23 protein-coding genes, 2 tRNA genes and 1 other RNA gene are annotated in these 26,379 nt (G+C 67.4%); 18 read left to right on the top strand and 8 right to left on the bottom strand.

Annotated features, from left to right (window positions below; translation table 11 throughout):
- Positions 1-22: 22 nt before the first annotated feature.
- On the top strand, positions 23-3,016 hold the full coding sequence (locus SD37_RS35000) for a UPF0182 family protein (RefSeq protein WP_044856363.1): 2,994 nt from the start codon (positions 23-25) through the stop codon (positions 3,014-3,016).
- Between the two features lie 67 nt (positions 3,017-3,083).
- Positions 3,084-3,157 (top strand) — tRNA-Met (locus SD37_RS34995).
- Positions 3,158-3,401: 244 nt separating this feature from the next.
- Here the strand turns inward: SD37_RS34995 and SD37_RS34990 are convergent.
- Positions 3,402-4,853 (bottom strand): FAD-dependent monooxygenase, encoded by a 1,452-nt coding sequence (locus tag SD37_RS34990; protein ID WP_044856362.1) that lies wholly within the window; start codon positions 4,851-4,853, stop codon positions 3,402-3,404.
- Positions 4,854-4,945: 92 nt separating this feature from the next.
- Between SD37_RS34990 and SD37_RS34985 the strand changes: the two genes are divergently transcribed.
- The 8 genes from SD37_RS34985 (at position 4,946) to SD37_RS34950 (ending at position 10,844) form a co-directional block, all read left to right on the top strand.
- Positions 4,946-5,539: a TetR family transcriptional regulator gene (locus SD37_RS34985; RefSeq protein WP_044856361.1), complete on the top strand. Its 594-nt coding sequence runs from the start codon at positions 4,946-4,948 to the stop codon at positions 5,537-5,539.
- Positions 5,540-5,622: 83 nt separating this feature from the next.
- A tRNA-Met gene (locus SD37_RS34980) sits at positions 5,623-5,696 on the top strand.
- A gap of 279 nt (positions 5,697-5,975) precedes the next feature.
- The gene (locus SD37_RS34975) at positions 5,976-6,476 is read left to right on the top strand and encodes a PadR family transcriptional regulator (RefSeq protein WP_044856360.1); all 501 of its coding nucleotides are present in this window, start codon (positions 5,976-5,978) and stop codon (positions 6,474-6,476) included.
- Between the two features lie 66 nt (positions 6,477-6,542).
- Positions 6,543-7,646 (top strand): peptide chain release factor 2, encoded by a 1,104-nt coding sequence (gene prfB / locus SD37_RS34970; RefSeq protein WP_020633848.1) that lies wholly within the window; start codon positions 6,543-6,545, stop codon positions 7,644-7,646.
- A gap of 135 nt (positions 7,647-7,781) precedes the next feature.
- Positions 7,782-8,471 (top strand): cell division ATP-binding protein FtsE, encoded by a 690-nt coding sequence (gene ftsE, locus SD37_RS34965; RefSeq protein WP_005168409.1) that lies wholly within the window; start codon positions 7,782-7,784, stop codon positions 8,469-8,471.
- 51 nt (positions 8,472-8,522) lie between these two features.
- Positions 8,523-9,416, top strand: a complete 894-nt coding sequence (gene ftsX / locus SD37_RS34960) for a permease-like cell division protein FtsX (protein WP_037307647.1) — start codon at positions 8,523-8,525, stop codon at positions 9,414-9,416.
- A gap of 52 nt (positions 9,417-9,468) precedes the next feature.
- Positions 9,469-9,951 carry an SsrA-binding protein SmpB gene (gene smpB, locus SD37_RS34955; RefSeq protein ID WP_037307650.1) on the top strand — a complete coding sequence of 161 codons (483 nt, stop codon included), beginning with the start codon at positions 9,469-9,471 and terminating at the stop codon, positions 9,949-9,951.
- Positions 9,948-10,844: an amidohydrolase family protein gene (locus tag SD37_RS34950; protein ID WP_044856359.1), complete on the top strand. Its 897-nt coding sequence runs from the start codon at positions 9,948-9,950 to the stop codon at positions 10,842-10,844. Before smpB ends, SD37_RS34950 begins: the two co-directional genes overlap by 4 nt.
- Here the strand turns inward: SD37_RS34950 and SD37_RS34945 are convergent.
- From SD37_RS34945 to SD37_RS34925, 5 genes are all read right to left on the bottom strand, one after another.
- The gene (locus SD37_RS34945; protein WP_044856358.1) at positions 10,834-12,159 is read right to left on the bottom strand and encodes an acyltransferase family protein; all 1,326 of its coding nucleotides are present in this window, start codon (positions 12,157-12,159) and stop codon (positions 10,834-10,836) included. The two genes, SD37_RS34950 and SD37_RS34945, sit on opposite strands and share 11 nt — an antisense overlap.
- Positions 12,160-12,252: 93 nt before the next feature.
- Positions 12,253-12,504, bottom strand: coding sequence for a hypothetical protein (locus tag SD37_RS34940; protein ID WP_044856357.1), 252 nt, complete (start codon positions 12,502-12,504; stop codon positions 12,253-12,255).
- 132 nt (positions 12,505-12,636) lie between these two features.
- On the bottom strand, positions 12,637-13,278 hold the full coding sequence (locus SD37_RS34935) for a response regulator transcription factor (protein WP_037307660.1): 642 nt from the start codon (positions 13,276-13,278) through the stop codon (positions 12,637-12,639).
- A 52-nt stretch (positions 13,279-13,330) separates the two neighbouring features.
- Positions 13,331-14,470, bottom strand: coding sequence for a sensor histidine kinase (locus SD37_RS34930; protein ID WP_044856356.1), 1,140 nt, complete (start codon positions 14,468-14,470; stop codon positions 13,331-13,333).
- Positions 14,467-15,162 carry a sensor domain-containing protein gene (locus tag SD37_RS34925; protein ID WP_044856355.1) on the bottom strand — a complete coding sequence of 232 codons (696 nt, stop codon included), beginning with the start codon at positions 15,160-15,162 and terminating at the stop codon, positions 14,467-14,469. Before SD37_RS34925 ends, SD37_RS34930 begins: the two co-directional genes overlap by 4 nt.
- A 151-nt stretch (positions 15,163-15,313) precedes the next feature.
- On the opposite strand from SD37_RS34925, the gene ssrA reads away from it, so the two are divergent.
- Positions 15,314-15,686, top strand: a transfer-messenger RNA (tmRNA) gene (ssrA, locus tag SD37_RS34920).
- Between the two features lie 124 nt (positions 15,687-15,810).
- Here the strand turns inward: ssrA and SD37_RS34915 are convergent.
- Positions 15,811-16,788 carry a hypothetical protein gene (locus SD37_RS34915; RefSeq protein WP_044856354.1) on the bottom strand — a complete coding sequence of 326 codons (978 nt, stop codon included), beginning with the start codon at positions 16,786-16,788 and terminating at the stop codon, positions 15,811-15,813.
- A 526-nt stretch (positions 16,789-17,314) separates the two neighbouring features.
- On the opposite strand from SD37_RS34915, the gene SD37_RS34910 reads away from it, so the two are divergent.
- Together SD37_RS34910 and SD37_RS42895 are read left to right on the top strand one after the other, a co-directional pair.
- Entirely contained in the window at positions 17,315-18,052 is a 738-nt protein-coding gene (locus SD37_RS34910) for an alpha/beta fold hydrolase (protein WP_044856353.1), read from the top strand.
- A 135-nt stretch (positions 18,053-18,187) separates the two neighbouring features.
- Entirely contained in the window at positions 18,188-18,403 is a 216-nt protein-coding gene (locus SD37_RS42895) for a hypothetical protein (RefSeq protein ID WP_065913043.1), read from the top strand.
- Here SD37_RS42895 and SD37_RS34900 read toward each other — a convergent pair.
- Positions 18,391-19,176 carry an IclR family transcriptional regulator gene (locus SD37_RS34900; RefSeq protein ID WP_044856352.1) on the bottom strand — a complete coding sequence of 262 codons (786 nt, stop codon included), beginning with the start codon at positions 19,174-19,176 and terminating at the stop codon, positions 18,391-18,393. The genes SD37_RS42895 and SD37_RS34900 overlap by 13 nt on opposite strands.
- Positions 19,177-19,530: 354 nt before the next feature.
- Between SD37_RS34900 and hutH the strand changes: the two genes are divergently transcribed.
- Genes hutH through hutI form a run of 5 tightly spaced genes read left to right on the top strand, consistent with a single transcriptional unit; the run spans position 19,531 to position 26,362 of the window.
- On the top strand, positions 19,531-21,057 hold the full coding sequence (gene hutH, locus SD37_RS34895) for a histidine ammonia-lyase (RefSeq protein WP_044856351.1): 1,527 nt from the start codon (positions 19,531-19,533) through the stop codon (positions 21,055-21,057).
- A 4-nt stretch (positions 21,058-21,061) separates the two neighbouring features.
- Positions 21,062-22,714 carry a urocanate hydratase gene (gene hutU, locus SD37_RS34890; RefSeq protein WP_044856350.1) on the top strand — a complete coding sequence of 551 codons (1,653 nt, stop codon included), beginning with the start codon at positions 21,062-21,064 and terminating at the stop codon, positions 22,712-22,714.
- The gene (locus SD37_RS34885; RefSeq protein ID WP_044856349.1) at positions 22,711-23,907 is read left to right on the top strand and encodes an allantoate amidohydrolase; all 1,197 of its coding nucleotides are present in this window, start codon (positions 22,711-22,713) and stop codon (positions 23,905-23,907) included. Before hutU ends, SD37_RS34885 begins: the two co-directional genes overlap by 4 nt.
- On the top strand, positions 23,904-25,208 hold the full coding sequence (locus tag SD37_RS34880) for a formimidoylglutamate deiminase (protein WP_044856348.1): 1,305 nt from the start codon (positions 23,904-23,906) through the stop codon (positions 25,206-25,208). The genes SD37_RS34885 and SD37_RS34880 overlap by 4 nt, the downstream gene beginning before the upstream one ends.
- Positions 25,196-26,362 (top strand): imidazolonepropionase, encoded by a 1,167-nt coding sequence (gene hutI / locus SD37_RS34875; RefSeq protein WP_044856347.1) that lies wholly within the window; start codon positions 25,196-25,198, stop codon positions 26,360-26,362. Before SD37_RS34880 ends, hutI begins: the two co-directional genes overlap by 13 nt.
- Positions 26,363-26,379: the final 17 nt, after the last annotated feature.

Below are 26,379 nucleotides of genomic sequence, written 5' to 3'. Positions count from 1 at the left end.
CACCAAACCAGGAGCGTGTGCAGTGGCCACTCGGCCCCCCGTGAGCCTGCCGAAGCTGTCCCGGCGTAGCCGGATCCTGCTCATCATCGCCGCCGTGGTCATCCTGGCGCTGCTGCTGGGCGCGAGACTGCTCGACACCTACGTCGACTGGTTGTGGTTCGGCGAGGTCGGTGCCCGGACGGTGTTCAGCACGGTGTTGATCACCCGAGTCGCGCTGTTCTTCGCCGTCGGGCTCCTGGTGGGTGGTGCGCTCGCGATCAGCCTGATGATCGCGTACCGGACCAGGCCGGTCTTCGTGCCGATCTCCGGCAACGACGACCCGCTCGCGCGCTACCGGTCCGCGATCGTCGGCCGGATTCGCCTGTTCGGCATCGGCATCCCGGTTCTCACCGGGCTCATCGCCGGTGCGTCGGCGCAGAGCGACTGGCAGGTCGTGCAGCTGTTCCTCAACGGCACCTCGTTCGGCCAGACCGATCCCGAGTTCGGCAACGACGTCGGCTTCTACGCCTTCGACCTGCCGTTCTACAACTGGCTTCTGGGCTGGCTGTTCATCGCCGTCGTCATTGCGTTCTTCGGCGCGCTGATCTCCCACTACGTCTTCGGTGGCATCCGGCTCGCGGGCAAGGGCGGTCAGCTCGCCGGTCCGACCCGCGCCCAGCTCGCCATCACCATCGGCATCTTCGTGCTGCTGAAGGCGGTCGAGTACTTCTTCGACCGCTACAACCTCCTGCTCTCCGATCGGGGGGCGCCGCTGTTCGTCGGGGCGACCTACACCGACCTGAACGCGGTCCTGCCCGCGAAGCTGATCCTCCTGTGCATCTCGGTGATCTGTGCCGTCGCGTTCTTCGCCGGCGCGTTCCTGCGCAACCTGCAGCTGCCCGCGATCGCGCTGGTGCTGTTGATCCTGTCGAACGTGCTCGTCGGCGTCGCGTGGCCCGCGGTGCTCGACCAGTTCTCGGTGCGTCCCAACGCGAACGAGAAGGAATCCGCGTCGATCCAGCGCAACATGGATGCGACACGCCAGGCGTTCGGTCTCACCAACGTCGAGTACAAGGACTACACCGGCAAGTCCGAGGCGACCTCCGCGGAGATCAAGCAGGACAAGGGGACAGTGCCCAACATCCGGCTCCTCGACCCGAACATCCTCAGCGACACTTTCACCCAGCGCGTCGGCCGTGAGAACTTCTACGGCTTCCCGTCCAAGCTGGACATCGACCGCTACACCCTCAACGGTGTCACGCAGGACTACATCGTCGCGGCCAAGGAGATCAAGACCGAAGGCCTCACCGGCAACCAGACCAACTGGATCAACAAGCACCTCGTCTACACGCACGGCAACGGATTCGTCGCCGCGCCCGCCAACACGATCGACCGCGCGCTGAAGGACACCAACTCCGACGGCGGCTACCCGATCGCCACCACCAGCGACACGCAGAACCCCGCCGGTGCGGGCGCGACCGACGCGAGCAAGCCGGGCATCAAGGTGGACGAGCCCCGTATCTACTACGGCGAGCTCGCGACCGACGCCGCGTACGCGATCGTCGGCGGCAAGGCTGGGCAGGCGCCCGGTGAGTACGACACGGCCGTCGACCGCGCGTACATCTACAAGGGCTCCGGCGGCGTGCCGATCGACAATTGGTTCAACCGGCTCGTCTTCGCCGCCGAATACGGCGAGCGGAACATCCTGTTCTCCGACGCCATCGGCGACGGATCCAAGATCATGTACAACCGCGAGCCGCGGGAACGCGTCGCCAAGGCGGCCCCGTGGCTGACCCTCGACGGTGACCCGTACCCCGCGGTGGTCAACGGGAAGATCATCTGGATCGTCGACGGCTACACGACGATGAACAACTTCCCGTACGCCCAGCAGACCCAGCTCGGCCAGGCCACCAACGACTCGCTCAGCGGCACCACCCGCCAGGCGAACGCCTCGATCAACTACATCCGCAACTCGGTCAAGGCCACCGTCGACGCGTTCGACGGCACCGTGACCCTGTACGGGGTCGATGACAACGAGCCGGTCCTGAACGCCTGGAAGAAGGTCTTCCCGGACCTGGTCAAGCCGAGCAGCGAGATCTCGCCGGACCTGCGGTCGCACTTCCGCTACCCCGAAGACCTCTTCAAGGTGCAGCGGGAACTCCTGTCGAAGTACCACGTGAACAACCCGGCGGAGTTCTACGCACAGCAGGCCTTCTGGAGCGTCCCGCAGGATCCGACGCAGGAAGGCGGTGTGAACGCGTCCGCCTCGGGTATCGCCAACCAGCCCGGCTACTACGTCCTGGCCACCGCGCCGGGCGACAGCAAGTCGCGGTTCCAGCTCACCAGTTCACTGACCGGTCTCCAACGGCAGTACCTGGCGGCCTGGATGTCGGTGTCCTCGGATCCCGAAGACTACGGGCGAATGCGGGTCTTGAGACTGCCCACAGGGGCGAGTGGCGCGACCCAGGTCGACGGTCCCGTCCAGGTCCAGAACAGATTCCAGAGTGACCCCCGGGTCGCGCAGGACCGGACACTGTTCAACAACCCGAACGTCACGGTCACCTACGGAAACCTGATCACGCTGCCCGTCGCCAACGGCTTCCTCTACGTGGAACCGGTCTACATCAGGCAACGGAACCAGCTGAGCTATCCGCAGCTGGCGCGGGTCCTGGTCTCCTACGGCACCAAGATCGGCTTCGCGCCGACGCTCAACGAAGCCCTCGACCAGGTCTTCGGCCCGGGCACGGGATCCGGGGTCACACCGCCGCAGAGCGGTGGCACCCCCGGACCCACGACGCCCGCGCCGCCCGGGACGCCGCCGCAGCAGCCGCCCGCCAGCGGCAACCCGGCGCTCGAGAAGGCGGCGGGCGAGATGCACGACGCCTGGGCCAAGTACAAGGCGGCCCAGCAGGCGGGCAACTACGCGGATCAGGGCGCGGCACTCGCCGCACTCGATGCCGCGTACCGGGCCTACGAGGCGGCCAAGACCAGCACGCCCCCGCCCAGCTCGCCGCCCGCCGGCAAGCCCGGAGGGTGACGTCGCTTACCAAAAGGGCACCTGCTTTGCGCCTGCTCGAAACGCAGGCGTAAGGTAGGTGTCACGACGCGGGGTGGAGCAGCTCGGTAGCTCGCTGGGCTCATAACCCAGAGGTCGCAGGTTCAAATCCTGTCCCCGCTACAGAGGTTGGAGGCGTGTGTCTGCGGAAATCGCAGACCACGCCTCCTTCGCGTTTCACCGGGGGTCGAACCCCCGGGCCCCCGCCGGGGAGGGCTTCGCCCCCCTGGACCCCCCAGGTGAGTTGGTTGCGTAGGTGCCCAGGGGGCGGCCGGGAGCAAGGGACCTTTGGTATCGCCGAGGTGGCGACGGGGAGCAAGGGACCTTTGGTGTCGTCGTGTGGTGGCGGGGGAGCGGGGGACCTTTGCTATCGCGTGGGGGTCGGGGCTACCCAGCAGGCGTAGCCATCGGGGCGGTACAGGACGGCTTCGGTCGAGGGCCAGGGCAGCTCGGTGACGAGTTGCGTGGTCAGCCGGGGCGCCTGGGCCCGGGCGGCGTCGACATGGGCGGGCGTGGTCGTCAGCAGCACGAAATCGCCCGTCCGGAACAGAGTGCTCGGGCGAAGCGGACCGGCCTCGGTGTCGACCTCCTGGTCGGTCAGCCGCGAGCCGAGCGCGGGGTGCGAAGTCCCGTAGGTCGTATAGCGGACCCCGAGACCGGAGACCATGCCTGACAGGTGCCTGCTCACCTGCGGCAGCGTGGCCAGCTCCCCAAAAAGTGCGCGAAGCGCGCGTGATTCGCGAGACCGCGGAGTCAGTCCCAGCTGAGCGGCGACATTGTCCAGTACCTGCGCGCCCACCGGGTGCCGTTCCGCTTCGTAGGTGTCGAGAAGGTCGTCACCGGCCCAGCCGTGCACGGTCGCGGCGAGCTTCCAGCCCATGTTCATGGCGTCCTGTACACCCAGGTTCAGCCCCTGGCCGCCTGCCGGGAAATGGATGTGTGCGGCATCGCCCGCCAGCAGGACCCGGCCGACGCGGTAGTGCTCTGCCTGCCGCGCGGCGTCGGAGAACCGCGACGCCCACCGGATTTCCGACACCGTCGCGGAGTCGCCGTACGAGTCGAGCGCCGCTTGCCGCACTTCGTCGTGGGACACGGCGGACCGCATGTCCGCAGGCCGGGAGGCCCTGTCGCCGTAGATGAAGCGGTAGAGACCCGGTTCCCCCAACGGAATCAGACCCTTGAACGTGGTTTCACCGGTCGGCTCACCGATGTTGCGCATCGTTCGCCACTGCTTTTGCGCACCGTCAGGCACTTTGTCGAACAGGACGTCCGCGACCACGCCGAAACCTTCACCGTCCACACCGGGAAAGTCGACGCCGAGTTCTTTGCGTACAACGCTTCGTGCGCCGTCGCAGCCGACGAGGAACTTCGCGTTCAACTGCGCTTCGCCACCGTCTGTTCGGTACCGAACAGACACAGAGTCCTTATCCTGTACGAAATCGATTACTTCGCTGCCGCGCAGCACCTTGGTTCCTTGTGCGGCAAGCCGTTCCTCCAAGTACGCCTCGACGCTCGCCTGCGGAATCCCCAGCTGGAACGGGAATCGAGTGTCCCAACCGTGGTAATCGACGGGGATCATCGCGAAATGTCCATCCTGCACCGTCGCGAACGAACGCTCCTCGGCGCCGTCCAGAAGTCCGCGCAGCTCCAGCATTTCCGCGGTGCGCGGCTGGAAGTTCAGCGCCTTCGACAGTCCGGTGCGCACGGGAAGCCGTTCCAGTACCACGACATCGACGCCGGCGAGGGCGAGCTCGTGCGCGAGCATCAGCCCGGTCGGTCCCGCTCCGGCCACGACCACGTCCGTCCCCAGGTTGTTCATACCACTCCTTAACGACGTTAAATTGACCTGCGCCCAGCGTGCCCTTAACATCGTTAAATTGTCAAGGTCGTATCGCGGGAAGAAGGTTCGAAGTGGGTCTGACCAGGCAGGACATCGCCCGAGCCGGACTTCGGCTGCTCAACGAGGTCGGGCTCAATGGGCTGACGCTCCGCCTGATCGCGCAGGAACTCGGCGTCAAGGCGCCCGCGCTGTACTGGCACATGAAGAACAAGCAGGAGCTGCTCGACGAGATGGCCACTCGGATGTACGCGGACGCGATGCCGGGCCGGGTGCCGGAAGGTATGGGGGAACGGGAGAGTCTTGAGTGGGCCTCACGGGCGCTGCGCCGGATGATGCTTGCTTACCGTGACGGGGCGAAGGTCTTCTCCGGGACTTTCCTGACCGACGACAGCCTGCTCGGTGACAATCCGTTTCAGGGGCGCGTCGACGCCGGGCTCGAACCGTACCTGGCCGGCCGGGCGCTGTTCACCGTCTACAGCTACGTCGTCGGTTTCACCATCGAAGAGCAGGCCGTCTATCCGGTTCCGGGTGAACGGGACCCGCGTTACGACCTCGTGTCCACGGCGTGGGTCTTCGACGAGGATGTCGAGGGCAGGTTCGGCGACGGGCTGACCATGGTGCTCAACGGCGTCTTCGCTTGGCTGGATGACAAAGTTGTGTCATAAAGCCAGGTCAAACGCCTTCCGGGAAGTTAAGGGTACCCGCCTGAAACCCGCTTCCGGGCCCATGTAATCTATTAACACAACGACGCGGGGTGGAGCAGCTCGGTAGCTCGCTGGGCTCATAACCCAGAGGTCGCAGGTTCAAATCCTGTCCCCGCTACAGAGAAAACGAAGCGCGTGTCTGCGGAAATCGCAGGCACGCGCTTCTTCTATTCCCGGTTCCGCGGCGCGTGCGCCCTCCGGGTCGATCACTCGCTGTCGTTGGTCGGGGCGGGGGACGCGTACCGCTGTCCGTGGCGGAGGCCGGTTGCGCAGCGTGTCCGGTCCATTGTGGACAGGCGTAGCGCGTTGGGCCGAATGAGCGCATATCACTAGCCACAATGGACAGATGTGCTGACCACAGTGGACACAGGTTCCGAAAAGTGGGACCGTAGATGACGTGTCCGAATTGAATGCAACAGCCGCCGCACTGCTCGGTCTTCTCCACGACGGTCCCGCCACGGGCGGGCAACTGGTCGCGGGGGCGGGTGAGCGTTTCGGCGCCTTCTTCAGCGTGACCCGCAGCCAGGTGTACCGGGAGCTCCCCGCCTTGTCGAAGGAGGGCCTCGTCCGCCTCGGCAAGCAGGGCCCGCGGTCGAGCCAGCAGTACCTCATCACCGCGGCGGGCAAGAAGGCGTTCAAGACGTGGCTGTCCTCCGAAGCCGGTCCTGACCACCTCCGCAGCCCGCTGATCCTGCGTCTCGTGCACGCCGGTTCGCTGACGGCGAAGCAGCGCGCGAGCCTGCTCGAGTCGGCGCGGGCCAACTACACGCAGCAGCTCGACGAGGCGAAGGTCGCCACCAAGGCGGCCGACGGTCCGTACGCCAAGGCCGTCGCCGAGTTCGCCCAGGCGCAGGCCAAAGCGGCACTGAAACTGCTGGATTCCATCCCCCAGTCCTGACCCGGACAGGTGCCCACGACCGGTTCCCCGCAACCGGTCGTGGGTTTTGCCGTAACCTTGTCCGACGTGAGTGATGAGTTCGATGCGGCCCTGAAGGACCTGACCGGCAAGCTGACGCAGATCGAGTCGGTGATGGACCTGGACGCGCTGCGTGCCCAGGTGGCCGAGCTGGAGGAACAGGCCTCCAGCCCGAACCTCTGGGACGACCCCGAAGCGGCGCAGAAGGTCACCAGCCAGCTGTCCCACCGGCAGAGTGAGCTGCGCCGCATTTCCGAGCTGCGTCAGCGGCTCGACGATCTGGGCGTCCTCTATGAACTGGCCGAGGCCGAGGGCGACTCCGCCAGTGTGGCCGAGTCCGAGTCCGAGCTCACGGCGCTCACCAAGGACATCGACGGGCTCGAGGTCCGCACCCTCCTGTCGGGTGAATACGACCCGCGCAACGCCGTGGTCACCATCCGGTCCGAGGCGGGTGGCGTGGACGCGGCCGACTGGGCCGAGATGCTGCTCCGGATGTACCTGCGCTGGGCGGAGCGGCACAACTACCCGACGGACGTCTACGACATCTCCTACGCCGAAGAGGCGGGGATCAAGTCGGCCACGTTCAAGGTGACGGCCCCCTACGTCTACGGCACGCTCTCGGTCGAACAGGGCACGCACCGGCTGGTGCGCATCTCGCCGTTCGACAACCAGAGCCGTCGCCAGACCTCCTTCGCGCACGTCGAGGTGATGCCCGAGGTCGAGGAGGTCGATCACGTCGACATCCCCGAGAAGGACATCCGCGTCGACGTGTACCGCTCGTCCGGCCCGGGTGGCCAGAGCGTCAACACGACCGACTCGGCGGTGCGCATCACGCACATCCCGACCGGCGTGGTCGTGTCGTGCCAGAACGAGAAGTCGCAGCTGCAGAACAAGGCGGCGGCGATGAAGGTCCTCCAGGCGCGGCTGTTGCTGCGGAAGAAGGAGGAGGAGCGCGCTGAGATGGACGCGCTCAAGGACGGCGGCTCGAGCTGGGGCAACCAGATGCGCTCCTACGTGCTGCACCCGTACCAGATGGTCAAGGACCTGCGGACCGAGTTCGAGGTCGGCAACCCGTCGTCGGTGCTCGACGGTGAGATCGACGGCTTCCTGGAGGCCGGCATCCGCTGGCGCAAGCAGTCCGGAGCCGCGTAACAACCCTGCGTGAGAGAGCAAGGGACCTTTGCTATCACTTTCCGGGAGAGAGTGATAGCAAAGGTCCCTTGCTCGCTTGGCCGCCGGGACCGGGCTACCCGGGCTTAACGAGCGGCATGGGTAGTATGCCGAACCGTGATCCGGCTCGAAGAGGTTTCCAAGGTCTACAAGACCTCGACCCGTCCCGCCCTCGAAAGGGTGTCGGTCGAGATCGACAAAGGTGAGTTCGTCTTCCTGATCGGTCCCTCGGGATCCGGCAAGTCGACCTTCCTGCGCCTCCTGCTGCGCGAAGAGGTGCCGAGCAAGGGTCGCGTGATGGTCTCCAACTTCGACGTCGCCAAGCTCGCCCGCCGCCGGGTGCCGCGCCTGCGGCAGACCATCGGCTGCGTTTTCCAGGACTTCCGCCTGCTGTCGAACAAGACCGTCGCCGAGAACGTCGCCTTCGCGCTCGAAGTGATCGGCAAGCCGCGCCCGACGATCCGCAAGGTCGTGCCCGAGGTGCTCGAACTCGTCGGCCTCGACGGCAAGGCCGACCGCCTGCCCAACGAACTCTCCGGTGGTGAGCAGCAGCGCGTCGCGATCGCGCGCGCGTTCGTGAACCGCCCGCTCGTGCTGCTCGCCGACGAACCGACCGGGAACCTGGACCCCGACACCAGCCAGGACATCATGTTGCTGCTGGAGCGGATCAACCGCACCGGCACGACGGTGCTGATGGCCACCCACGACCATTCGATCGTGGACTCGATGCGGCGAAGGGTCGTCGAACTCCAGCTCGGCAAGGTCATCCGTGACGACGCCCGAGGCGTCTACGGCATCGGCCGCTGACCGGCCCCGCCCTCCTCCGTTACCCACGACTTCCAAGGGACATCAACCCCGATGCGCGCCAGTTTCGTCTTCAGCGAGGTAGTCACCGGCTTGCGCCGGAACGTCACGATGACCATCGCGATGATCCTCACCACCGCGGTCTCCCTCGCCATGCTCGGCATCGGCCTGCTGGCCGTCGGCACGATCGACAAGATGAAGGCCAACTTCCTCTCCGACGTCGAGGTTTCGGTCTATCTGGTCAACGACATCAGCGCGGGTGACCCGAACTGCTCGCAGTCGGCCTGCCAGTCGCTGCGCCAGAGTCTCCAGGGCAACGACGGCGTCGAGTCGGTCGTGTACGAAAACCGTGCGCAGGCCTTCGAACGGTTCAAGAAGATGTTCGAGAGCCAGCCGGAACTGCTCGCGCTCACCGGCCCGGACGCGCTGCCCGCGTCGCTGCACGTCAAGCTGAAGAACCCCGAACGCAGCCAGGCGATCATCCAGGAGTACACCGGCAAACCGGGCGTCAGCAAGGTCGACGACCAGCAGAAGGCGCTGGACCGTGTGTTCAACGCGCTCAACGCCGTCCGGAACCTCGCCTTCGGCGCCGCGGTCATCATGGCGCTGGCCGCGCTGTTGCTGATCGCCAACACGATCCAGGTGTCGGCGTTCACCCGGCGCACCGAGGTCGGCATCATGCGGCTCGTCGGCGCCACCCGCTGGTACACGCAGCTGCCGTTCCTCCTGGAGGCGGTGGTCGCCGGCCTTGTCGGTGCGCTCATCGGTATCGTCTTCCTGATCCTCACCAAGGTGTTCTTGCTCGACCTGGTGCTCACGGGAGACGTGTTCCCGGCGATCAGCATGCTCGAATTGCTGTTCCCGGTGGCGCCGATCCTGCTCGCCGTCTCGGTCATCATTTCGGCGATCACCGGATACGTGACACTGCGCCTGTACGTGCGCCACTAGCCCGCCCGATAACCACCTGCTCGAACACAGAAACTCACGTAGAGTCGCCACTATGCCCAAGGAACGTGGACACAAGGTGATCGTGTCGAACCGCAAGGCTCGGCACGATTACTCCATCCTCGACACCTACGAAGCCGGTCTCGTGCTCGTAGGTACCGAGGTGAAGAGCCTGCGTGAGGGACGGGCATCACTGGCCGACGCGTTCGCCACGGTGGACGACGGCGAAGTCTGGCTGCGCAACGTGCACATCCCGGAGTACGTGCAGGGCACCTGGACGAACCACACGCCACGGCGCACCCGGAAACTGCTGCTGCACCGGCAGGAGATCGAGAAGCTCATCGGCAAGACCAAGGAGAGCGGCCTCTCGCTGGTCCCGCTGTCGATGTACTTCAAGGACGGCAAGGTCAAGGTCGAGATCGCGCTCGCGAAGGGCAAGAAGTCCTACGACAAGCGTCAGGACATCGCCAAACGGGACGCGGACCGCACCATCAGCCGGGCCATGGGCCGGGCGCTGAAGGGCCGGTACACCGATTGATCCACGGGCCCGCCTCGGACGCCGAAATCCCGGATTGGATCTCGGCGCTGGGCATCGACGGGCTCGTGGACCTTCACCTGCACTTCCTGCCGAAACCGGTCATGGACAAGGTGTGGGCCTACTTCGACCAGGCCGAGGAGCACTACGGCATGGCCTGGCCGGTGCACTACCGCACCTCCGAAGAAGAACGGGTCGAAACCCTGCGTTCGTTCGGCGTGCGCAAGTTCGCGCCGCTGGTCTATCCGCACAAACCCGGGATGGCCGAATGGCTGACGTCCTGGGCGCTGGAGTTCGCCGAGCGGGTCCCGGACGCCGTGCCGACGGGGACGTTCTATCCCGAGCCGTCGGCCCTGTCCGTTGTGGACGGTGCCCTGCGCGCGGGTGCCCGCTGTTTCAAGGCGCATGTCCAGGTCGGCGCCTACGATCCCCGTGACGAGCTGCTGGACGGCGTCTGGGGCGCGCTGGCGGACGCGGGCGTCCCGGTGGTCGTCCACTGTGGACACGGACCGCTGCGGGGCGCCTACACCGGACTGCGGCTCTTCGAGGAGATCCTGGTCCGGCATCCCGGACTGACGCTGGTGCTCGCGCACGCCGGCATGCCGGAGATCGACTTCGCGTTCGAGCTGGCGCGGAAGTATCCGCGGGTGTACCTCGACACCACGATGGTCGGGGTGGAGTTCACCCAGCCCGGCAATCCGCTCCCGCCGGACTGGGCGGACCTGCTGGCGGAGTTCCCCGATCGCGTCGTGCTCGGTACCGACTTCCCCAACATCCCGTACTCCTACGCCACCCAGCTGCAGGCGATCGCCGGCTGGGCGGCCGACGATCGCCTGGGTGAGCCGTTCCTCCGGGCGGTGCTGCACGACACCCCCGCGAAGCTGCTCAGCGTTTGAGCTGCGCCAGCTCGGTGACCGAGACGGCGCGGCCGAGCAGTCGTGTCCCCAGGGCGGCGACCTGGATCTCCTTGCCTGCCAAGGAGAAACCACCCATCGCCAGCGCCACCCACGGCACCGCGCCCTGCGTGAGACCGTCGCTCAGCGGGGCGAAACCGTGCGCGGCCAGCCCGAGCAGGCCGCCGGAGATCGCCAGCCCGGCCAGGACGAGCTGAGGCGTGCGAGCGGTCGACGCGGGGCCGGGGTCCTGCGTCTCGAAGCGGGCGAAGAGCCGCAGGAGACCGAGAAGCACCAGCCCGCAGGCGCCGAGCCAAGCCGGGAGCATCGTCAGCCACAGCACCGAACCAGGTTCGGGAGTCGAGTACCCCAGGCCGTAGACCGCGACCCCGGAGACGACGATCAGCGCCGGCATGTGCCACAGGTAGACGGTCATGAACCGCGGGCCGATCCACTTCAGCGCGGCTTCGAGGTTCGGACGCGCGGCCAAGGCGTTCAGCCGCGGCTTGAAGGCCAGCAGCAGACCGATCTGGCCGATCGCGAGGAAGGCCAGCAGCGCGGTCGGCGGGCTCATGTTCGACACCGGCGCGCCCGGCATGCCGATCATGCTGGCCGGGTAGGGACCGAAGGCGACCATCAGCGCGGTGACGCCGAAGCCTGCGGCGGACATGCCCAGTGCGGAGTTGCGGCCGAGGGAGCCGAGACGGCCCTGTGTGTAGTGGAAACCGAGCTGGTGCACGGCGACCCAGACGAAGATCGCGTTCGCGAAACCGATCAGGCCGAGGTCGTTGAAACGGGCGACGTCGACGAGGACGGCGGCGGCGAGCATCACGAGCGGGACCTTCAGGCCCCAGCGGCGATGTGCCGCGGCCATGAGCGGGGTGAGCAACACGGTGAGCACGTAGACGGCCAGGAACCACAGCAGCTGCGCGGCGATCGCGCCGCCGACCTGCAGCGGCTGATCCGGGATGCCCATACCGCGCAGGATGTCCGGGACGAAGAGCCAGACGGCCACGAGCGGCAGTACCGGGAGCATCAGCCGCTTGAGCCGGGCCGCGAGCCAGGACCGGGAACTCTCCGCGCGGTTGAGCGAGATCAGGTTCGCCGCGCCACCGGCGAAGAAGACCAGCGGCATCACTTGCGAGGCCCACGTGATGACCCACCAGCCGGGCGTCGCGAGGGCGTTGCCGGTGGAGAGGTGGCCGTCGGAGTAGGAAAGCACCGGCATGCCCCAGTGCTGAACGACGACCGCGAGGATCGCGACCGCTCGGACGATGTCGAGGAACCGGTCCCGGCCCCGCTTCTGGCTCGTGTGCATGCCAAGAAGCCTGGTATTTCGGGCCTTCGGACACAGCGGTGCGGGCCGCCGTATCCGTCTTCCTGTTTTCGCCCTTCGAAGGTGGAGTTTTCCCTACCCCACGCCGTCGGGTTCGGGCTCCGGGCGCGGTGCGGGCTCCGGGACCGGGGCGGCGCAGAGCCGGAATTCCCAGCAGTCGTCCTCGGCGAGGCCGAGTTCGTAGCGGGTCTCGATCTTCGGCCCGTCGTGGAGATGGACGTGCTTGAGGACGGTGCCCGCGATCGGCTCGGTGTCACCGAGTTCCTGGACTCGCCCGTCGAGCGGACCACCGAAGAAGCGCGCGCTGTGGGAGGGCCTGTCGGTCATGGGTCCTCCTCGGTCCGGCTCGTCGCTCACCAACAGTCTGCCAATGTTAGGTGAGTGACGGCGTCGCCACCAAGAGCTACTTCAGCGTCGTCGAGAGGCGATAGCAAAGGTCCCTTGCTCTCTTCGCGCAGGTCAGCGCCCCAAGTACGTCAGGACCGCGCGGACCCGGCGGTGTTCTTCGGAACTGGCCTCCAGGCCGAGCTTCGAGAAGATGTTGCCGATGTGCTTCTCGACGGCGCCGTGCGAGACGACGAGCGAGTTCGCGATCGCGGTGTTCGACAGGCCTTGCGCCATCAGCCCCAGCACCTCGGATTCGCGTGCGGTGAGCGCGTCGAGCGGGTTCTTGCGGCCGCGTGCCATCAGCTGCGCGATGACGTCCGGGTCGATGGCCGTACCGCCACCGGCGACCCGCTTCACCGCGTCCAGGAAGTCCCCGACGTCCGCGACGCGCTCTTTGAGCAGGTAGCCGACGCCGCCGGCGCCGCCGGAGAGCAGTTCGACGGCGTAGCTCTCTTCGACGTACTGCGAAAGCACCAGGACGGGCAGTCCGGGGATGGCTTCACGGGCACCCAGCGCCGCGCGCAGGCCCTCGTCGGTGAAGGTGGGCGGCATCCGTACATCGACGATCGCGAGATCCGGCCGGTGCTCCTTGACCGCGTCCAGCAGGTCGTCGCCGTTGTCCACGGCCGCGACGGTCTTGATGTTCTCGTCGGCGAGCAGGCGGATCACCCCCTCGCGCAACAGAACCGCGTCTTCGGCGATGACAACCCGCATGCTGCCCCCAGCGTCGTGAGTGAATGGCAGCGCCTATTCACTCACGAGCGGGTCACCATTGACACGGCAGGTCCGCCCGAATCACCGTCGGGCCACCTGGCGGGCTGACGACGGTGATCACGCCGTCGATCGTGGCCGCCCGGTCGGCGAGCCCGGCGAGACCGCCGCCGGGCCGGACCTCGGCACCGCCGTGCCCGTTGTCGGTGATCTCGACGATCACCATCGAATCGGTACGCCACACCTTCACGCCCGCTTCGGTCGCACCCGAATGCTTCGCGATGTTCGTCAGCGTCTCGCCGACGATGAAGTACGCCGTCGTCTCGACCGCGGCGGGAGGCCGCGGTTCGACGTCCACCTCGACGTCGACGTGAATCGGCGACTTGGCGGCCTGCGCGGACAGCGCGGCGTCGAGCCCGCGGTCGCCGAGTACGGCCGGGTAGATGCCCCGGGCGAGGTCGCGCAGTTCCGACACCGCGAGCTTCGCGTCGAGGTGGGCTTCGTCGATCAGTTCGCGCACGGCGGCCGGATCCTGGTCGAACTTCGACTTGGCACGCCCAAGGCTCATCGCGACGGCGACCAGGCGCTGCTGCGCGCCGTCGTGCAGATCGCGTTCGATGCGGCGCCGTTCGGCCTCGGCGGCGTCGACACCACGGGCCCGCGACGCCTGCAGGTGCTCCGCCTTCTGCTCCAGCCGCTGAGTGCGGTTCGGGCCCAGCAGCGAGAACGCCAGATTGCCGTGCAGCCAGGCGAGCCACGGGGTCACCCAGATCGCCATCGGCAGCAGCACGATCGACGCGATCGCGATCGGGAATTCCACGCAGGCCAACGGGAACGCCACCATCAGGTAGGCGAGGTCGCGCCAGGTCGTCGGATCGGTCAACCGGGTCAGCCAGCGCTTGACCAGTGAAAGTCCCTCGACGGGAAGCCGCTCGATCGGCTCCAGCGGGGTGTCGAGCATCTTCCTCGCCCAGCCCCGTTCGCGGTCGCCGGACCAGCGGATGAAGCTGGTCGTGGCCATGAGGATCGGGAAGCCGATCCACACCACGGCCGTCCCGATGCCGACCGCCAGGCCGACGATGATCAAAATGAACTGGAGCAGCCGGAACAGGAAGCTGACGAACATGTAGACGATCGATCTCAGCGGCCGTGGCCGCGGGATCTCGACGTGCTTCACCTGCTGGTCGATCGTCATCCGCGCACCGCGTCCATCGTCGGAACCTCGCCCCATGAATCCTCCAGGCGGCGGCGCTGGGCGTGGGTGGGCCCGAGCAGCGCCGTCGCCAGCCGGGCGTGCATCCCCGCCAGCGCTTTCGTCAACGCTACCGAGAGGGCGATGCACAGCACTCCGAGAGCCGCCCAAGGCAGCGCCGAAACCGTCGAGTCGACGGTGAACCACGGCAGGTCCCAGCTGGGGAAGCGGTACTCGCCGCCCGGGAGGAAGCGGTAGTAGATCGGCAGGCCGGCGAGACCGAGACTGGTCGACCAGAAGACCGTGACCAGCACGAACTCGATGATACCGACCGGGAACAGCAGCAGGAAGTAGCTCAGGTCACGCCAGGTCGAGCCGTCCTTCAGCCGTGCCTTCCAGCGCACCGACTGGGCGGCGGCGGGCAGCGGGAGGTACGGGAGATCGATGTAGCGGTCCAGCAGCGCGTAGACCCTCGCGCGCTCCATCCGGGCCGCGCCGCGGACCGACAGGATCACCAGCGCGAGGATGGGCAGCCCGATCCAGACGATCGCCGTGCCGATGCCCAGCCAGCCGAACGCCATCAGGAGCGCGAAGGCCAGCACGCCCATCGGCAGGTTCATCAGCAGGTAGACCAGCGAGCCGCCGAACGACGGATCGGACCTGCGCAGCTCCCGCTCGGCCGCTAGCGAACTCATGGTCGTGCTCCTCTCCAGGATCGATGGGACAAGGATCGTCTCCGGAGGGGGCGGATGACATGGTGCCCGCGGGCATCTCCCAGGTGGGGCTAGCCCCACCGCCGGAAATAACCCTGTTGCCGTCCGCGTTATGATGGACAGGTCCCTACAAGGGGGTGAACGGTTTCGACTTTGGACGTTGAATCAGGAGAAGCGTGCCGGTGCAGGCGAGAGACCACCGTAAGCGTCATCGCAAACCAATAAGCGCCGAGCCTAAGAGCCAGCGCGAGTTCGCTCTTGCTGCCTAAGCAGTAGAGCAACTCTGTCGGTCCGGGGTCGCCTCCGACCCGGTCACCGGCATCAGCTAGGAGGCTTACCGTCACACTCGGCTACGGAGTGTGGTTGGGAAACAAACAGTGGCTGGGCTCGTCACTTCAGCTTGTTCGCGTGACTGAAGGGGCCAAGTAGAGACATAGCGGACTGCGCACGGAGAAGCCCTGGTGATACGCCAGAGGACCCGGGTTCAATTCCCGGCACCTCCACTGGTCAGCGGAAGCGGCCCTGCCCCTCGGGGTGGGGCCGCTTCTCGCGTTTAGTCGACTGAGTGCGGCGTTGTCAAATGTCGTGTGAGGACGGCGAGCGCTCGTACAGAGCATTCGCCGTCCGGTGTCACATAGCGTCCAAGCTGTGCTGCTTGAACGTTGACAACTTCACGTGATCAAGGGCCCGGATCCGAAGGCACGGCAGGGTCGGTCCCGTGGAGACGCGAGGGAACTCGATCCATTCAGTCCCGCCGAATCTTACGAAGACTCGACGCATGGCAGGCAGGTAGCGGCAGGTGAACCCCACTGCGTACGGCGTGATCTCGCTGTGAATGTCCTGCCCGTGTAAGAACACTTCATCCAGATTCAAGCCACGGGAGCGCAGGTGGGCGAGTGCTGCACGGGCAGCGTGAAGGAACGGGCTCTGGGGGGACCATCGACGCCACCAGAGGTGATCTTCGATGTGATGCTCGAACTTCGCGTCGCTGGCTGCGTTGATCGTGATTCTCTCCATGCTGATGGCTCCGGACTTCTCGAGCGCGACGAGTTTGAAACGGCTATCGGCGGGGATACTGCGTTCGAACCCGGCGAAGCAGGGCCGGAGCCCTGCGGCCGGGTCGTCCAGATACGCGGCTGCAGCGGCCGGGTTTGCCTGTCGACGTCGGTAGGCCGCCTGCCGGCACGCATCCGAGCAGTATTCACGTGGTCGTCCGGTTCTGCTGAGCATCGGTATCTTCGAATCGCCGCAATGCTGGCATGGCACGAGATGATGAACTCGGTATCGTGCCCCGATGTCGCGGACGGCAGCCGAGTTGTGCCAGTCCAGGTCATCGGCGGTGAAGCCTTCCTGCGCCAGGAAGTCTCTCACCTGGTGGCGTGCGCCTGCCATGATGCCGTGGACGTGGCCGAGATAGTCGAAGTCCGGAAGTACTTGCTGTCTCGTGGCCTTGTAGAGACGAATGATCACGGTCATCGGCACCTCGAATGCTTCGCGGAGCACGATGATGTCCGCGTCGTTGCCCTCCAGTTGGGCAAGAGCCGCCCCGAGGACGTCGCCATTACCGGAGTGGATGGCGGCTCTGGCAGTCGGGTCACTCCCGTTCACGCGGCTCCTCTCATGACCATCCGAAAACGGCTCAATCCGCCGATTGCACCAGGAAGAGCACCTAGAACGGCGGCGAGATCGCAAGGATTGGCCCTGTTGATCGCCGTCACGGAGAGAACGCGCACGGTCCGCATGGCGTACAACGTCGTTGCACACCATGACCACATCGTCAGAGCTGCGATGAGGGTTACGGCATTCTCTGGAAAAGGCATTTGTTCTCCTAGTACGAAAAAAGCCCTCGTGTGGGAGCACGAGGGCTTGGCAACAAAAAATGGCCCTACCGGTGTTGACCGGGGGCCATGAAGACACAGGTGTGTCTGCGGAGCAGAGTCTATCACGTGGCCTGGGAACATGGCTGCCCCAGATGTTGCCGGGTTTTCGCAGGTCAGAGATCTAAAAAACTCAGACCATCATACTTTTTGTTTCGTAACACGACTGGCTATGCGGGGCTGAGGCGAACCCTGTGGCGCTTCTGGCATGCTGCACGACCCGTCATGTTGACTGAATCGACGGATATCCTCGGAGTATGCGGCTTCACGTACATCAGTGGGGATCCGGACCTCGTGTCGTGCTCGTCCACGGCGTGCTGCTGGGCGGACGGGAGGCGTGGCGGGCGCAGCGGCCGTTGACCGAGCGGTGGACACTGTTCGCGCCGGACCGGCCCGGCCACGGGAAGTCGCCGGACGGCGTGCAGGACTTCGAAGTCGACGCCGGATTGATCGCGGAACAGTTGCTCGACGAGCCCGCGCATCTGGTCGGGCTGTCCTACGGCGCGATCGTCGCGATGCTCGCCGCCGCGCGACGGCCCGAGATGGTCCGGACGCTCACCGTCGTCGAACCGCCCGCGACCGGGGTCGTGAGAGGAGACGAGGGAGTCGACGCGTGGGACGCCGAACTGAGGCGGCTGCTCGCCGGCTCGCTGGAGGACCCTCAGGAGGTCTTCAAGGTCTTCTTCCCACTCGCCGGGGTGCCGTTGCCGATCCCGGATCCGGTGCCGGAGACGTTGCGGCGCGGTGCCAGGGCCTTGCTCGGGATGCGACCGCCGGGAGACGCGGAATTGCCGCTCGATGTGTTGGCCTCAGCGGATTTCCCGATGCTCGTGCTGACCGGCGATCATCGGCGGGAGTACGAAATCATCGCCGACGAGATCGCGAAACGGACCGGTGCGCGCCGCGATGTCGTGGCGGGAATGGCGCATTTGGTGCCGGACACCGGTGAGCCGTTCAACGCCCGGCTGGAGACTTTTTTGGATCACGGAGAGTAGCAAAATCTAGATCGTTTTCGTCTCAATTCACCCGCGCCGGGAACTGTCGCGGGGAGGGATGTCATGCTGTGTGTCCGACCATGGCCCTCTTTCGAACCGACCCCGTGTCGCCGGAGGGCCGGAAGAAGGTGGCAGATGACCTGGGCTAGGCATTCCAGTCGTCCCGATCCCGCAGAAGACCAGAGCCGGATGGCAGGTGTGCGGGCTGAAGAAGAAATCCGCCTCACCGTGCAGAACGGCCGGGCCGCAAGGACCGTCGCCGGGCACTCTTCGGACGCCCTCGACTGCGCCGAACTGCTGGCGATGCTGGGCCTCGAAGGAGTCCAGAAGAAGCACGCTCAGCGCACCTGACCCCCGATCCGGGTGGTCAGTTCGGCCGCGGTCAGCCGGACCTCTTCCGCGAGGTCAGGCCAAGTTTCCTCGCATCCCTCCGCCCCCGGGCAGAGATGGCGCAGGGTCACGCTGATCGCGGCCATCGGCCGGCCGCCGTGGTCGAAGACCGGGCAGGCCACCGAGGCGAATCCTTCGGTGACATGGCCGTCTTCGACCGCCCAGCCGAGCCTGCCCTCCGCGTTCAACGTCCGGCGCAGTTCAGCGAGGGTCCGCGGGCCGCGGCCGGTGCGCAGGACGAACGCCGACGCGGCCGGGAAAAGCGCGCGGACATGCGGCGACGGCAGGTGCCGCAGGATCGCCCTGCCGGACGCCGTGAGCTGCCCCGGCAGCCGGACGCCGACCTCCGTGACCAGGGTTTCGGGGCGCGTGGGGCGCTCTTTGACCAGGTAGAGCGACTCGTTGCCGTGCAGCACGCCGAGATGCGCGGTGTGCCCGACCCGGTCGGCGAGTTTGCGCAGCAACGGGACGGCGAGCCGCTCCAGCGGGTCGTGCCGCAGGTAGGCCGAGCCGAGTTCGAACGCGGCGATGCCGAGGCCGTACCGGCGCTCGGCGGGTAAGTGCGCCACGAAACCGGCAGCCTCCAGCTCGGCGAGCAAGTGATACGTCGTCGAGCGCGGAAGGCCGAGTTCGCGCGCGATCGCGGCCGCGGACACCGGACCCGGGCGCGCGGCGAGGGCGCGGAGGATGCCGAGGCCGCGCCGGAGGGCCGGTACTTCGCTGCTCTCACCCATGCTGACCTCCTGTTTCGCTCAGCGAGGGAGCAAGGGACCTTTGCTATCGCCTGTCTCAACGTTGAGAGAAGCGATAGCAAAGGTCCCTTGCTCTCTTTCCGCAGGTGGGCGCCGGGGCTGTGTGGATTTAGCTTCATCTAACGCAGCAAAATCCACACGGTCAGCAACCATCGCTACGCAGCGTGGGGGGTGTGTGGAAATAGGGACACTCAACGTCCCTATTTCCACACACCCCCGTCCCGGCGTGGGCGCGATAGCAAAGGTCCCCTGCTCTCTTCCGCTGTGTCTTGGATACCAGACACAACCACCGGTTGGGGCCGCCCACCAGCGGGCATGGCGTTGTCCAATGGGGCTATGCCGGAAACCGTACTTCTGGGGTCCGAACCGCTTCGGCCCGAACAGGTCGTCGCGGTCGCCCGTGACCACTCGCCCGTCGCGGTCAGCGAAGCGGCCGAGAAGAACCTCGCCGCGACGCGTCAGCACATCGACAACCTCGCCCACGCCGAGAAGCCGACGTACGGCGTTTCGACGGGCTTCGGGGCCCTCGCCACCAGGCACATCCCGCTCGAGAGCCGCACGGCGCTGCAGCGGTCGCTGATCCGCTCGCACGCGGCAGGCGCCGGTCCGGTCGTCGAGACCGAGGTCGTGCGCGCGCTGATGTTGCTGCGTCTCCGTACGCTCGCCAGCGGGTACACCGGCATCCGCCCGCAGACCGCGCAAGCGCTTGCGGCCCTTCTCAACGCCGGGATCACCCCGCTCGTCCACGAGTACGGCTCTCTCGGCTGCTCCGGCGACCTCGCGCCCCTGGCCGCTGTCGCGCTCGCGCTGATGGGGGAGGGCGAAGTCGAGTACAACGGCGAAGTCGTCCCGGCCGGCGTAGCGCTGAAGCACGCTGGGATCGAGCCGGTCGTTCTCGCGGAGAAGGAGGGGCTCGCCCTCACGAACGGGACCGACGGCATGCTCGGCATGCTCCTGCTGGCCGCCGCCGATCTGCGCAAGCTTCTCGACACCGCCGACATCACCGCGGCGATGAGCGTCGAAGCGCTCCTCGGCACCGATCGCGCCTTCGCCGCCGACCTCCAGGCCCTGCGTCCGCACCCGGGACAGGCCCGGAGTGCTCTGCGCATGTGGACGGCGCTTCAGGACTCGAAGATCGTCGAGAGCCACCGCGGCCCCGACTGCAATCGCGTCCAGGACGCCTACTCGCTCCGCTGCGCGCCCCAGGTGCACGGAGGCGCACGCGACAGTCTCACGCACGCCGAACTCGTCGCCGAGCGTGAGCTTCACTCCGCGGTCGACAACCCGGTCGTCCTCTCCGATGGTCGAGTCGAGTCGAACGGCAACTTCCACGGCGCGCCGGTCGCCTACGTGCTCGACTTCCTCGCCATCCCGCTCGCGGACGTCGCCAGCATCGCCGAGCGTCGTACCGATCGCATGCTCGACAAGGCCCGTTCGCACGGGTTGCCGCCGTTCCTCGCGTTCGACCCCGGCGTCGACTCCGGCCACATGATCGCCCAGTACACGCAGGCGGCCGTGGTCAGCGAACTCAAGCGTCTCGCGGTTCCGGCGTCGGTCGATTCGATCCCGAGCAGCGCCATGCAGGAGGACCACGTCTCCATGGGCTGGTCCGCCGCGCGCAAGCTGCGCAAGGCCGTCGAGGGGCTCAACACCGTCCTCGCCATCGAACTGCTCACCGCCGCGCGGGCGCTCGACATGCGCGCGCCCCTGGTCCCGTCGCCGGTCACCGGCCGGGTCCGGGATCTCGTCCGTACCAAGGTCGAGGGCCCGGGCCCCGACCGTCATCTGGCGCCGGAGATCGCCGCCGCCGAAGAACTCGTCGCGTCGGGTGCCGTCCTCGCCGCGGCCCAACTGGAGGTCTGAGCCCATGACCCGCACGGTCCGTGCCGCCCGAGGCACCACGCTCACCGCGAAGAACTGGCAGACCGAAGCCGCGCTGCGGATGTTCCACAACAACCTCGACCCCGAGGTCGCCGAGCGGCCCGAGGACCTGGTCGTCTACGGCGGCACCGGCAAGGCCGCCCGCAACTGGGCCAGCTTCGACGCGATCACCCGCGAACTGACCACTTTGGACAGTGACGAGACCCTGCTCGTCCAGTCCGGCAAGCCGGTCGGCGTGTTCCGCACGCACGAATGGGCGCCGCGGGTGCTCATCGCGAACTCCAACCTCGTCGGCGACTGGGCGACATGGCCGGAATTCCGCCGCCTGGAGGCGCAGGGCCTGACCATGTACGGCCAGATGACCGCGGGTTCCTGGATCTACATCGGTACGCAAGGAATCCTCCAGGGCACGTACGAAACCTTCGCCGCTGTCGCGAAGAAGCGGTTCGGCGGCAGCCTCAAGGGCACGCTCACCGTCACCGCCGGCCTCGGCGGCATGGGTGGCGCGCAGCCGCTGGCCGTCACGATGAACGACGGCGTCGCGCTCGTCATCGAATGCGACCCGCAGCGCGCCCACCGCCGCGTCGAGACCCGCTACCTCGACGAGGTCGCCGACGACCTCGATGACGCCATCCGCCGGGTGGAGGCCGCGAAGAAGGAGAAGCGCGCGCTGTCGGTCGGTGTGGTCGGCAACGCCGCCGAGGTGCTGCCCGAACTGCTGCGCCGCGGTGTCGAGGTCGACATCGTCACCGACCAGACATCCGCGCACGACCCGCTTTCCTACCTGCCCAAGGGCGTCGCCGTCGACGAGTGGCAGGACTACGCGGACAAGAAGCCCGACGAGTTCACCGAACGCGCCCGCGAATCGATGGCGGAGCACGTCGACGCGATGCTCGGCTTCCTCGACAAGGGCGCCGAGGTCTTCGACTACGGCAACTCCCTGCGCGGTGAGGCGAAGCTCGGCGGCTGCGAACGCGCTTTCGACTTCCCCGGGTTCGTGCCCGCCTACATCCGCCCGCTTTTCTGCGAAGGCAACGGCCCGTTCCGCTGGGCGGCGTTGTCCGGTGACCCGGAGGACATCGCGGCGACCGACCGCGCGATGCTGGAACTGTTCCCGGAGAACGAATCGCTGGCCCGGTGGATCAAGCTGGCGGGCGAACGCGTCGCCTTCCAAGGACTTCCGGCGCGGATCTGCTGGCTCGGCTACGGCGAGCGGCACCTCGCGGGTCTGCGGTTCAACGAGATGGTGGCCAGCGGCGAACTGAAGGCGCCGGTCGTCATCGGCCGCGACCACCTCGACTCGGGCAGTGTCGCGTCGCCGTATCGCGAGACCGAGGGCATGGCCGACGGTTCCGACGCGATCGCCGACTGGCCGCTGCTGAACGCGCTGGTCAACACGTCGTCAGGCGCCAGCTGGGTGTCGATCCACCACGGCGGCGGCGTCGGCATGGGCCGCTCCATCCACGCCGGCCAGGTCAGCGTGGCGGACGGAACCCTGCTGGCGGCACAGAAACTCGAACGCGTGCTCACCAACGACCCCGGCATGGGCGTCATCCGGCACGTCGATGCCGGCTATGACCGCGCGGCCGACGTCGCCGACGAGCGCGGTGTGCGGGTGCCGATGCGGGACGCCGAGTGACCGCGTCCTCGCTGCTGGAGGAGATCGCGGACGTCGGCCGCGATCCGAAGCGGGGCGGCTACTCGCGCCATGCCTTCGACGCCGCCGAAACCGAACTGCGCGCGTGGTTCGTCGAGCGTGCGGGACGGCTCGGACTCGGCGTCGAGACCGATCGCAACGGCAACATCTGGGCCTGGTGGGGTACCCCCGGTCCGGACGCCGTCGTCACCGGGAGCCACCTCGATTCGGTTCCCGGCGGCGGCGCCTTCGACGGCCCGCTCGGCGTCGCGAGCGCGCTCGACGCGGTGGAGATCTTGCAGGCCAAGGGTTTCCGTCCCGCCAAGCCGTTCGCCGTCGTGGTCTTCGCCGAGGAGGAGGGTGGCCGTTTCGGTGTGCCGTGCCTCGGTTCGCGGCTGCTGACCGGCACCATCGACGCGGACAAGGCGCGTGGCCTGCGGGACCCAGACGGCGTCACGTTCGCCGAAGCGGCGGCGAAATCCGGTCTCGACCCCGAGCGGGTCGGCCGTGATCCCGAGCGGCTCGGCCTGATCGGGCGGTTCCTCGAACTGCACGTCGAGCAGGGGCGCGGGCTGATCGACCTCGGCTCGCCGGTCGCCGTCGGCAACACGGTGATCGCGCACGGACGATGGCGATTCTCCTTTCACGGACAGGGAAACCACGCCGGTGCGACGCTGATCGGTGATCGGCGTGATCCGATGATCCCGGCGGCGGAGACCGTGCTCGCCGTGCGGAAACTGGCGAAGGCGACCGCCGACGCGAGGGCAACGGTCGGCAGGCTCGTGCCGGTGCCAGGCGGGACCAACGTCATCGCGTCCACTGTGGACCTGTGGCTGGACGCGCGGGTGCCGGGTGCCGAAACTCCCGCGCTCGTCGCGGAGATCGCCAAGCTGGCCGAGGAAGCCGCGGGTCAGGAAGGCTGCCGGGTCGAGGTGACCAGGGAGTCGTACTCTGACGACGTGGTCTTCGACGACGCGCTGCGCCGCGATCTGGGCACCTGGCTGGGCGGGCCGCCGGAGCTGCCGACCGGCGCCGGGCACGACGCGGCGATCCTCGCCGGGTTCGTCCCGTCCGGGATGCTGTACGTGCGTAACCCCACCGGTATCAGTCATTCCCCGGAGGAGTTCTCGGAGGCGGAGGACGTCGACCACGGCGCCCGTGCCCTCGCGGAAGTCCTGGAGAAACTGTCGACATGACGACATATTGGTGCGAACGGGCCTGGCTGCCGGACGGGATCGCCGATGCCGTCCGGATCGAGGTCGACGGCGGAACGATCACGTCCGTGACGGCGAACGCGCCCCGCGCCGGATCCGTCCTGAGTGGACTGACGCTGCCGGGGTTCGCGAACGGGCATTCGCACGCGTTCCATCGTGCGCTGCGCGGCCGGACGCATCACGACCGCGGGACCTTCTGGACGTGGCGCGAGCGGATGTACTCGCTCGCGTCCCGGCTGGATCCGGACTCGTATTACCGCCTGGCCCGCGGGGTCTACGCGGAGATGGTGCTGGCCGGGTACACGAGTGTCGGCGAGTTCCATTACCTGCACCACGCGCCGGGCGGAAAGCCTTACGCCCGGCCGAACGCGATGGGCGTGGCGTTGCGGCAGGCCGCCGCGGACGCCGGGATCCGGCTGACGTTGCTCGACACGTGCTACCTCGCGGGCGGCATCGGCGTCGAACCTGACGAAGTCCAGCAGCGGTTCTCCGATGGGACGGCCACGAAGTGGGCGCAACGAGCCAGCGAATTGCGGGAGGACGCGACGTTCCGGGTGGGTGGCGCGATCCATTCGGTGCGCGCCGTTCCCGAAGACCAACTGTCCGAAGTGGACAGCGGGACACCGGAGGATCGTCCGCTGCACATTCATCTTTCCGAGCAGCGCGCCGAGAACGAGCAGTGCATGGCGGCCTATCACTGGACTCCGACGGGACTGCTCTGGGACAACGGAGTGCTCACCGAGCGCCTCACCGCGGTGCACGCGACACATCTGACACCGGGCGACATCAAGTGGCTCGGCGAGGCGGGGAGCCGCGCGTGTTTCTGCCCGACGACCGAGCGGGATCTCGGCGACGGCATCGGTCCGGCGCGGACGTTGCTGGACGCGGGGGTGCGGCTGTCGCTCGGCAGCGACAGCAACGCGGTCGTCGACGCGTTCGAGGAGACCAGGGCGCTGGAACTGAACGAACGGCTCGCCAGCGAGCAGCGCGGCAGGTTCACCGCGGAGGAGCTGCTCGCGGCGGCGACCGATCACGGCGCGATCGGCTGGGACGAGGTGGGCAGGCTGGCCCCGGGTGCGGGTGCGGACCTGGTCACGGTCGGGCTCGGGTCGGTGCGGACCGCGGGGATCGAGCCGTCCGGGGTGGTCTTCGCCGCTTCCGGGGCGGACGTCCGGGACGTGGTCGTCGCCGGGCGTGAGATCGTCCGCGAGGGCGTGCATCAGCTGATCGACCGGCCGGAAACGGTCCTGGCCAAGGAGATCGAGGCATTGTGGCAGTCCTGATCACGGGAATCGGCGAACTCACCACGAACGACCCCGAACTGGGCAAGCTCCGCGACGCCGCCGTCGTCATCGAGGGCGAGGAGATCGCCTGGGCGGGCGCGGCGGCGGACGTGCCCGACGCGGACGAGCGGATCGACGTCGAGGGCCGCGCGGTGCTGCCCGGCTGGGTGGACAGCCATACGCACCTCGTCTTCGCCGGGGACCGGACGGCCGAGTTCGAGGCACGGATGGCCGGGAAGGCGTACAGCGCCGGGGGCATCGCGGTCACCGTCGAGGCGACGCGGTCGGCTTCCGACGAGCAGCTGACGGCGAACCTGCGGCGGCACGTCGACGAAGCGGCGAAGCAGGGAACCACCTGTCTGGAGACCAAGACCGGGTACGGGCTCAACGTCGAAGACGAGGTGCGCTCGGCGCGGATCGCCGCAGGGGTGGCCGACGAGGTCACCTTCCTCGGCGCGCATCTGGTGCCGCCTGGTGCCGACGCGGAGTCCTATGTGGACCTGGTGTGCGGTGACATGCTCGACGCCGTGGCGCCGCTCGTGCGGTGGGCGGACGTGTTCTGCGAGACCGGCGCGTTCGACGAGGCGCAGTCCGGGCGGGTGCTGAAGGCGGCGCGGGAACGTGGCCTGGGGCTGCGGGTGCACGGGAACCAGTTGGGGGAGGGGCCCGGGGTGCGGCTCGCCGTCGAGTTGGGGGCGGCGAGTGTCGACCACTGCACGTACCTGAGCGAAGCGGACGTGGAGGCTCTCGCCGCTTCGGACACCGTCGCGACCCTGTTGCCGGCGTGCGACCTGTCGACCCGGCAGCCGCTGGCTCCCGCGCGGCGGCTCTTGGACGCGGGTGCGACGGTCGCTCTGGCCAGCAACGCGAACCCGGGCAGCTCGTACACGACGTCGATGGCGTTCTGCGTCACGACCGCGGTGCTGCAGATGCAGATGACCGTCGATGAGGCCGTCTGGTCGGCGACGGCGGGCGGCGCTCGTGCTCTGCGCAGGGACGACGTCGGCGTGATCCGGGCTGGCGCGCGGGCGGACCTTCAGGTGCTCGAAGCGCCTTCGGTGACGCACCTCGCGTATCGTCCCGGGGTGCCGCTGACGGCCGGTGTGTGGCGGCGCGGGGAGCTTCTGACCAGGGGTTTCGGCTCAAAACGATAGCAAAGGTCCCTTGCTCC

This window comes from Amycolatopsis orientalis, assembly GCF_000943515.2.
GTDB lineage: Bacteria > Actinomycetota > Actinomycetes > Mycobacteriales > Pseudonocardiaceae > Amycolatopsis > Amycolatopsis orientalis.
The sequence above is the reverse complement of the archived record's forward strand: the minus strand, read 5'-3'. Positions and strand labels throughout refer to the sequence as shown.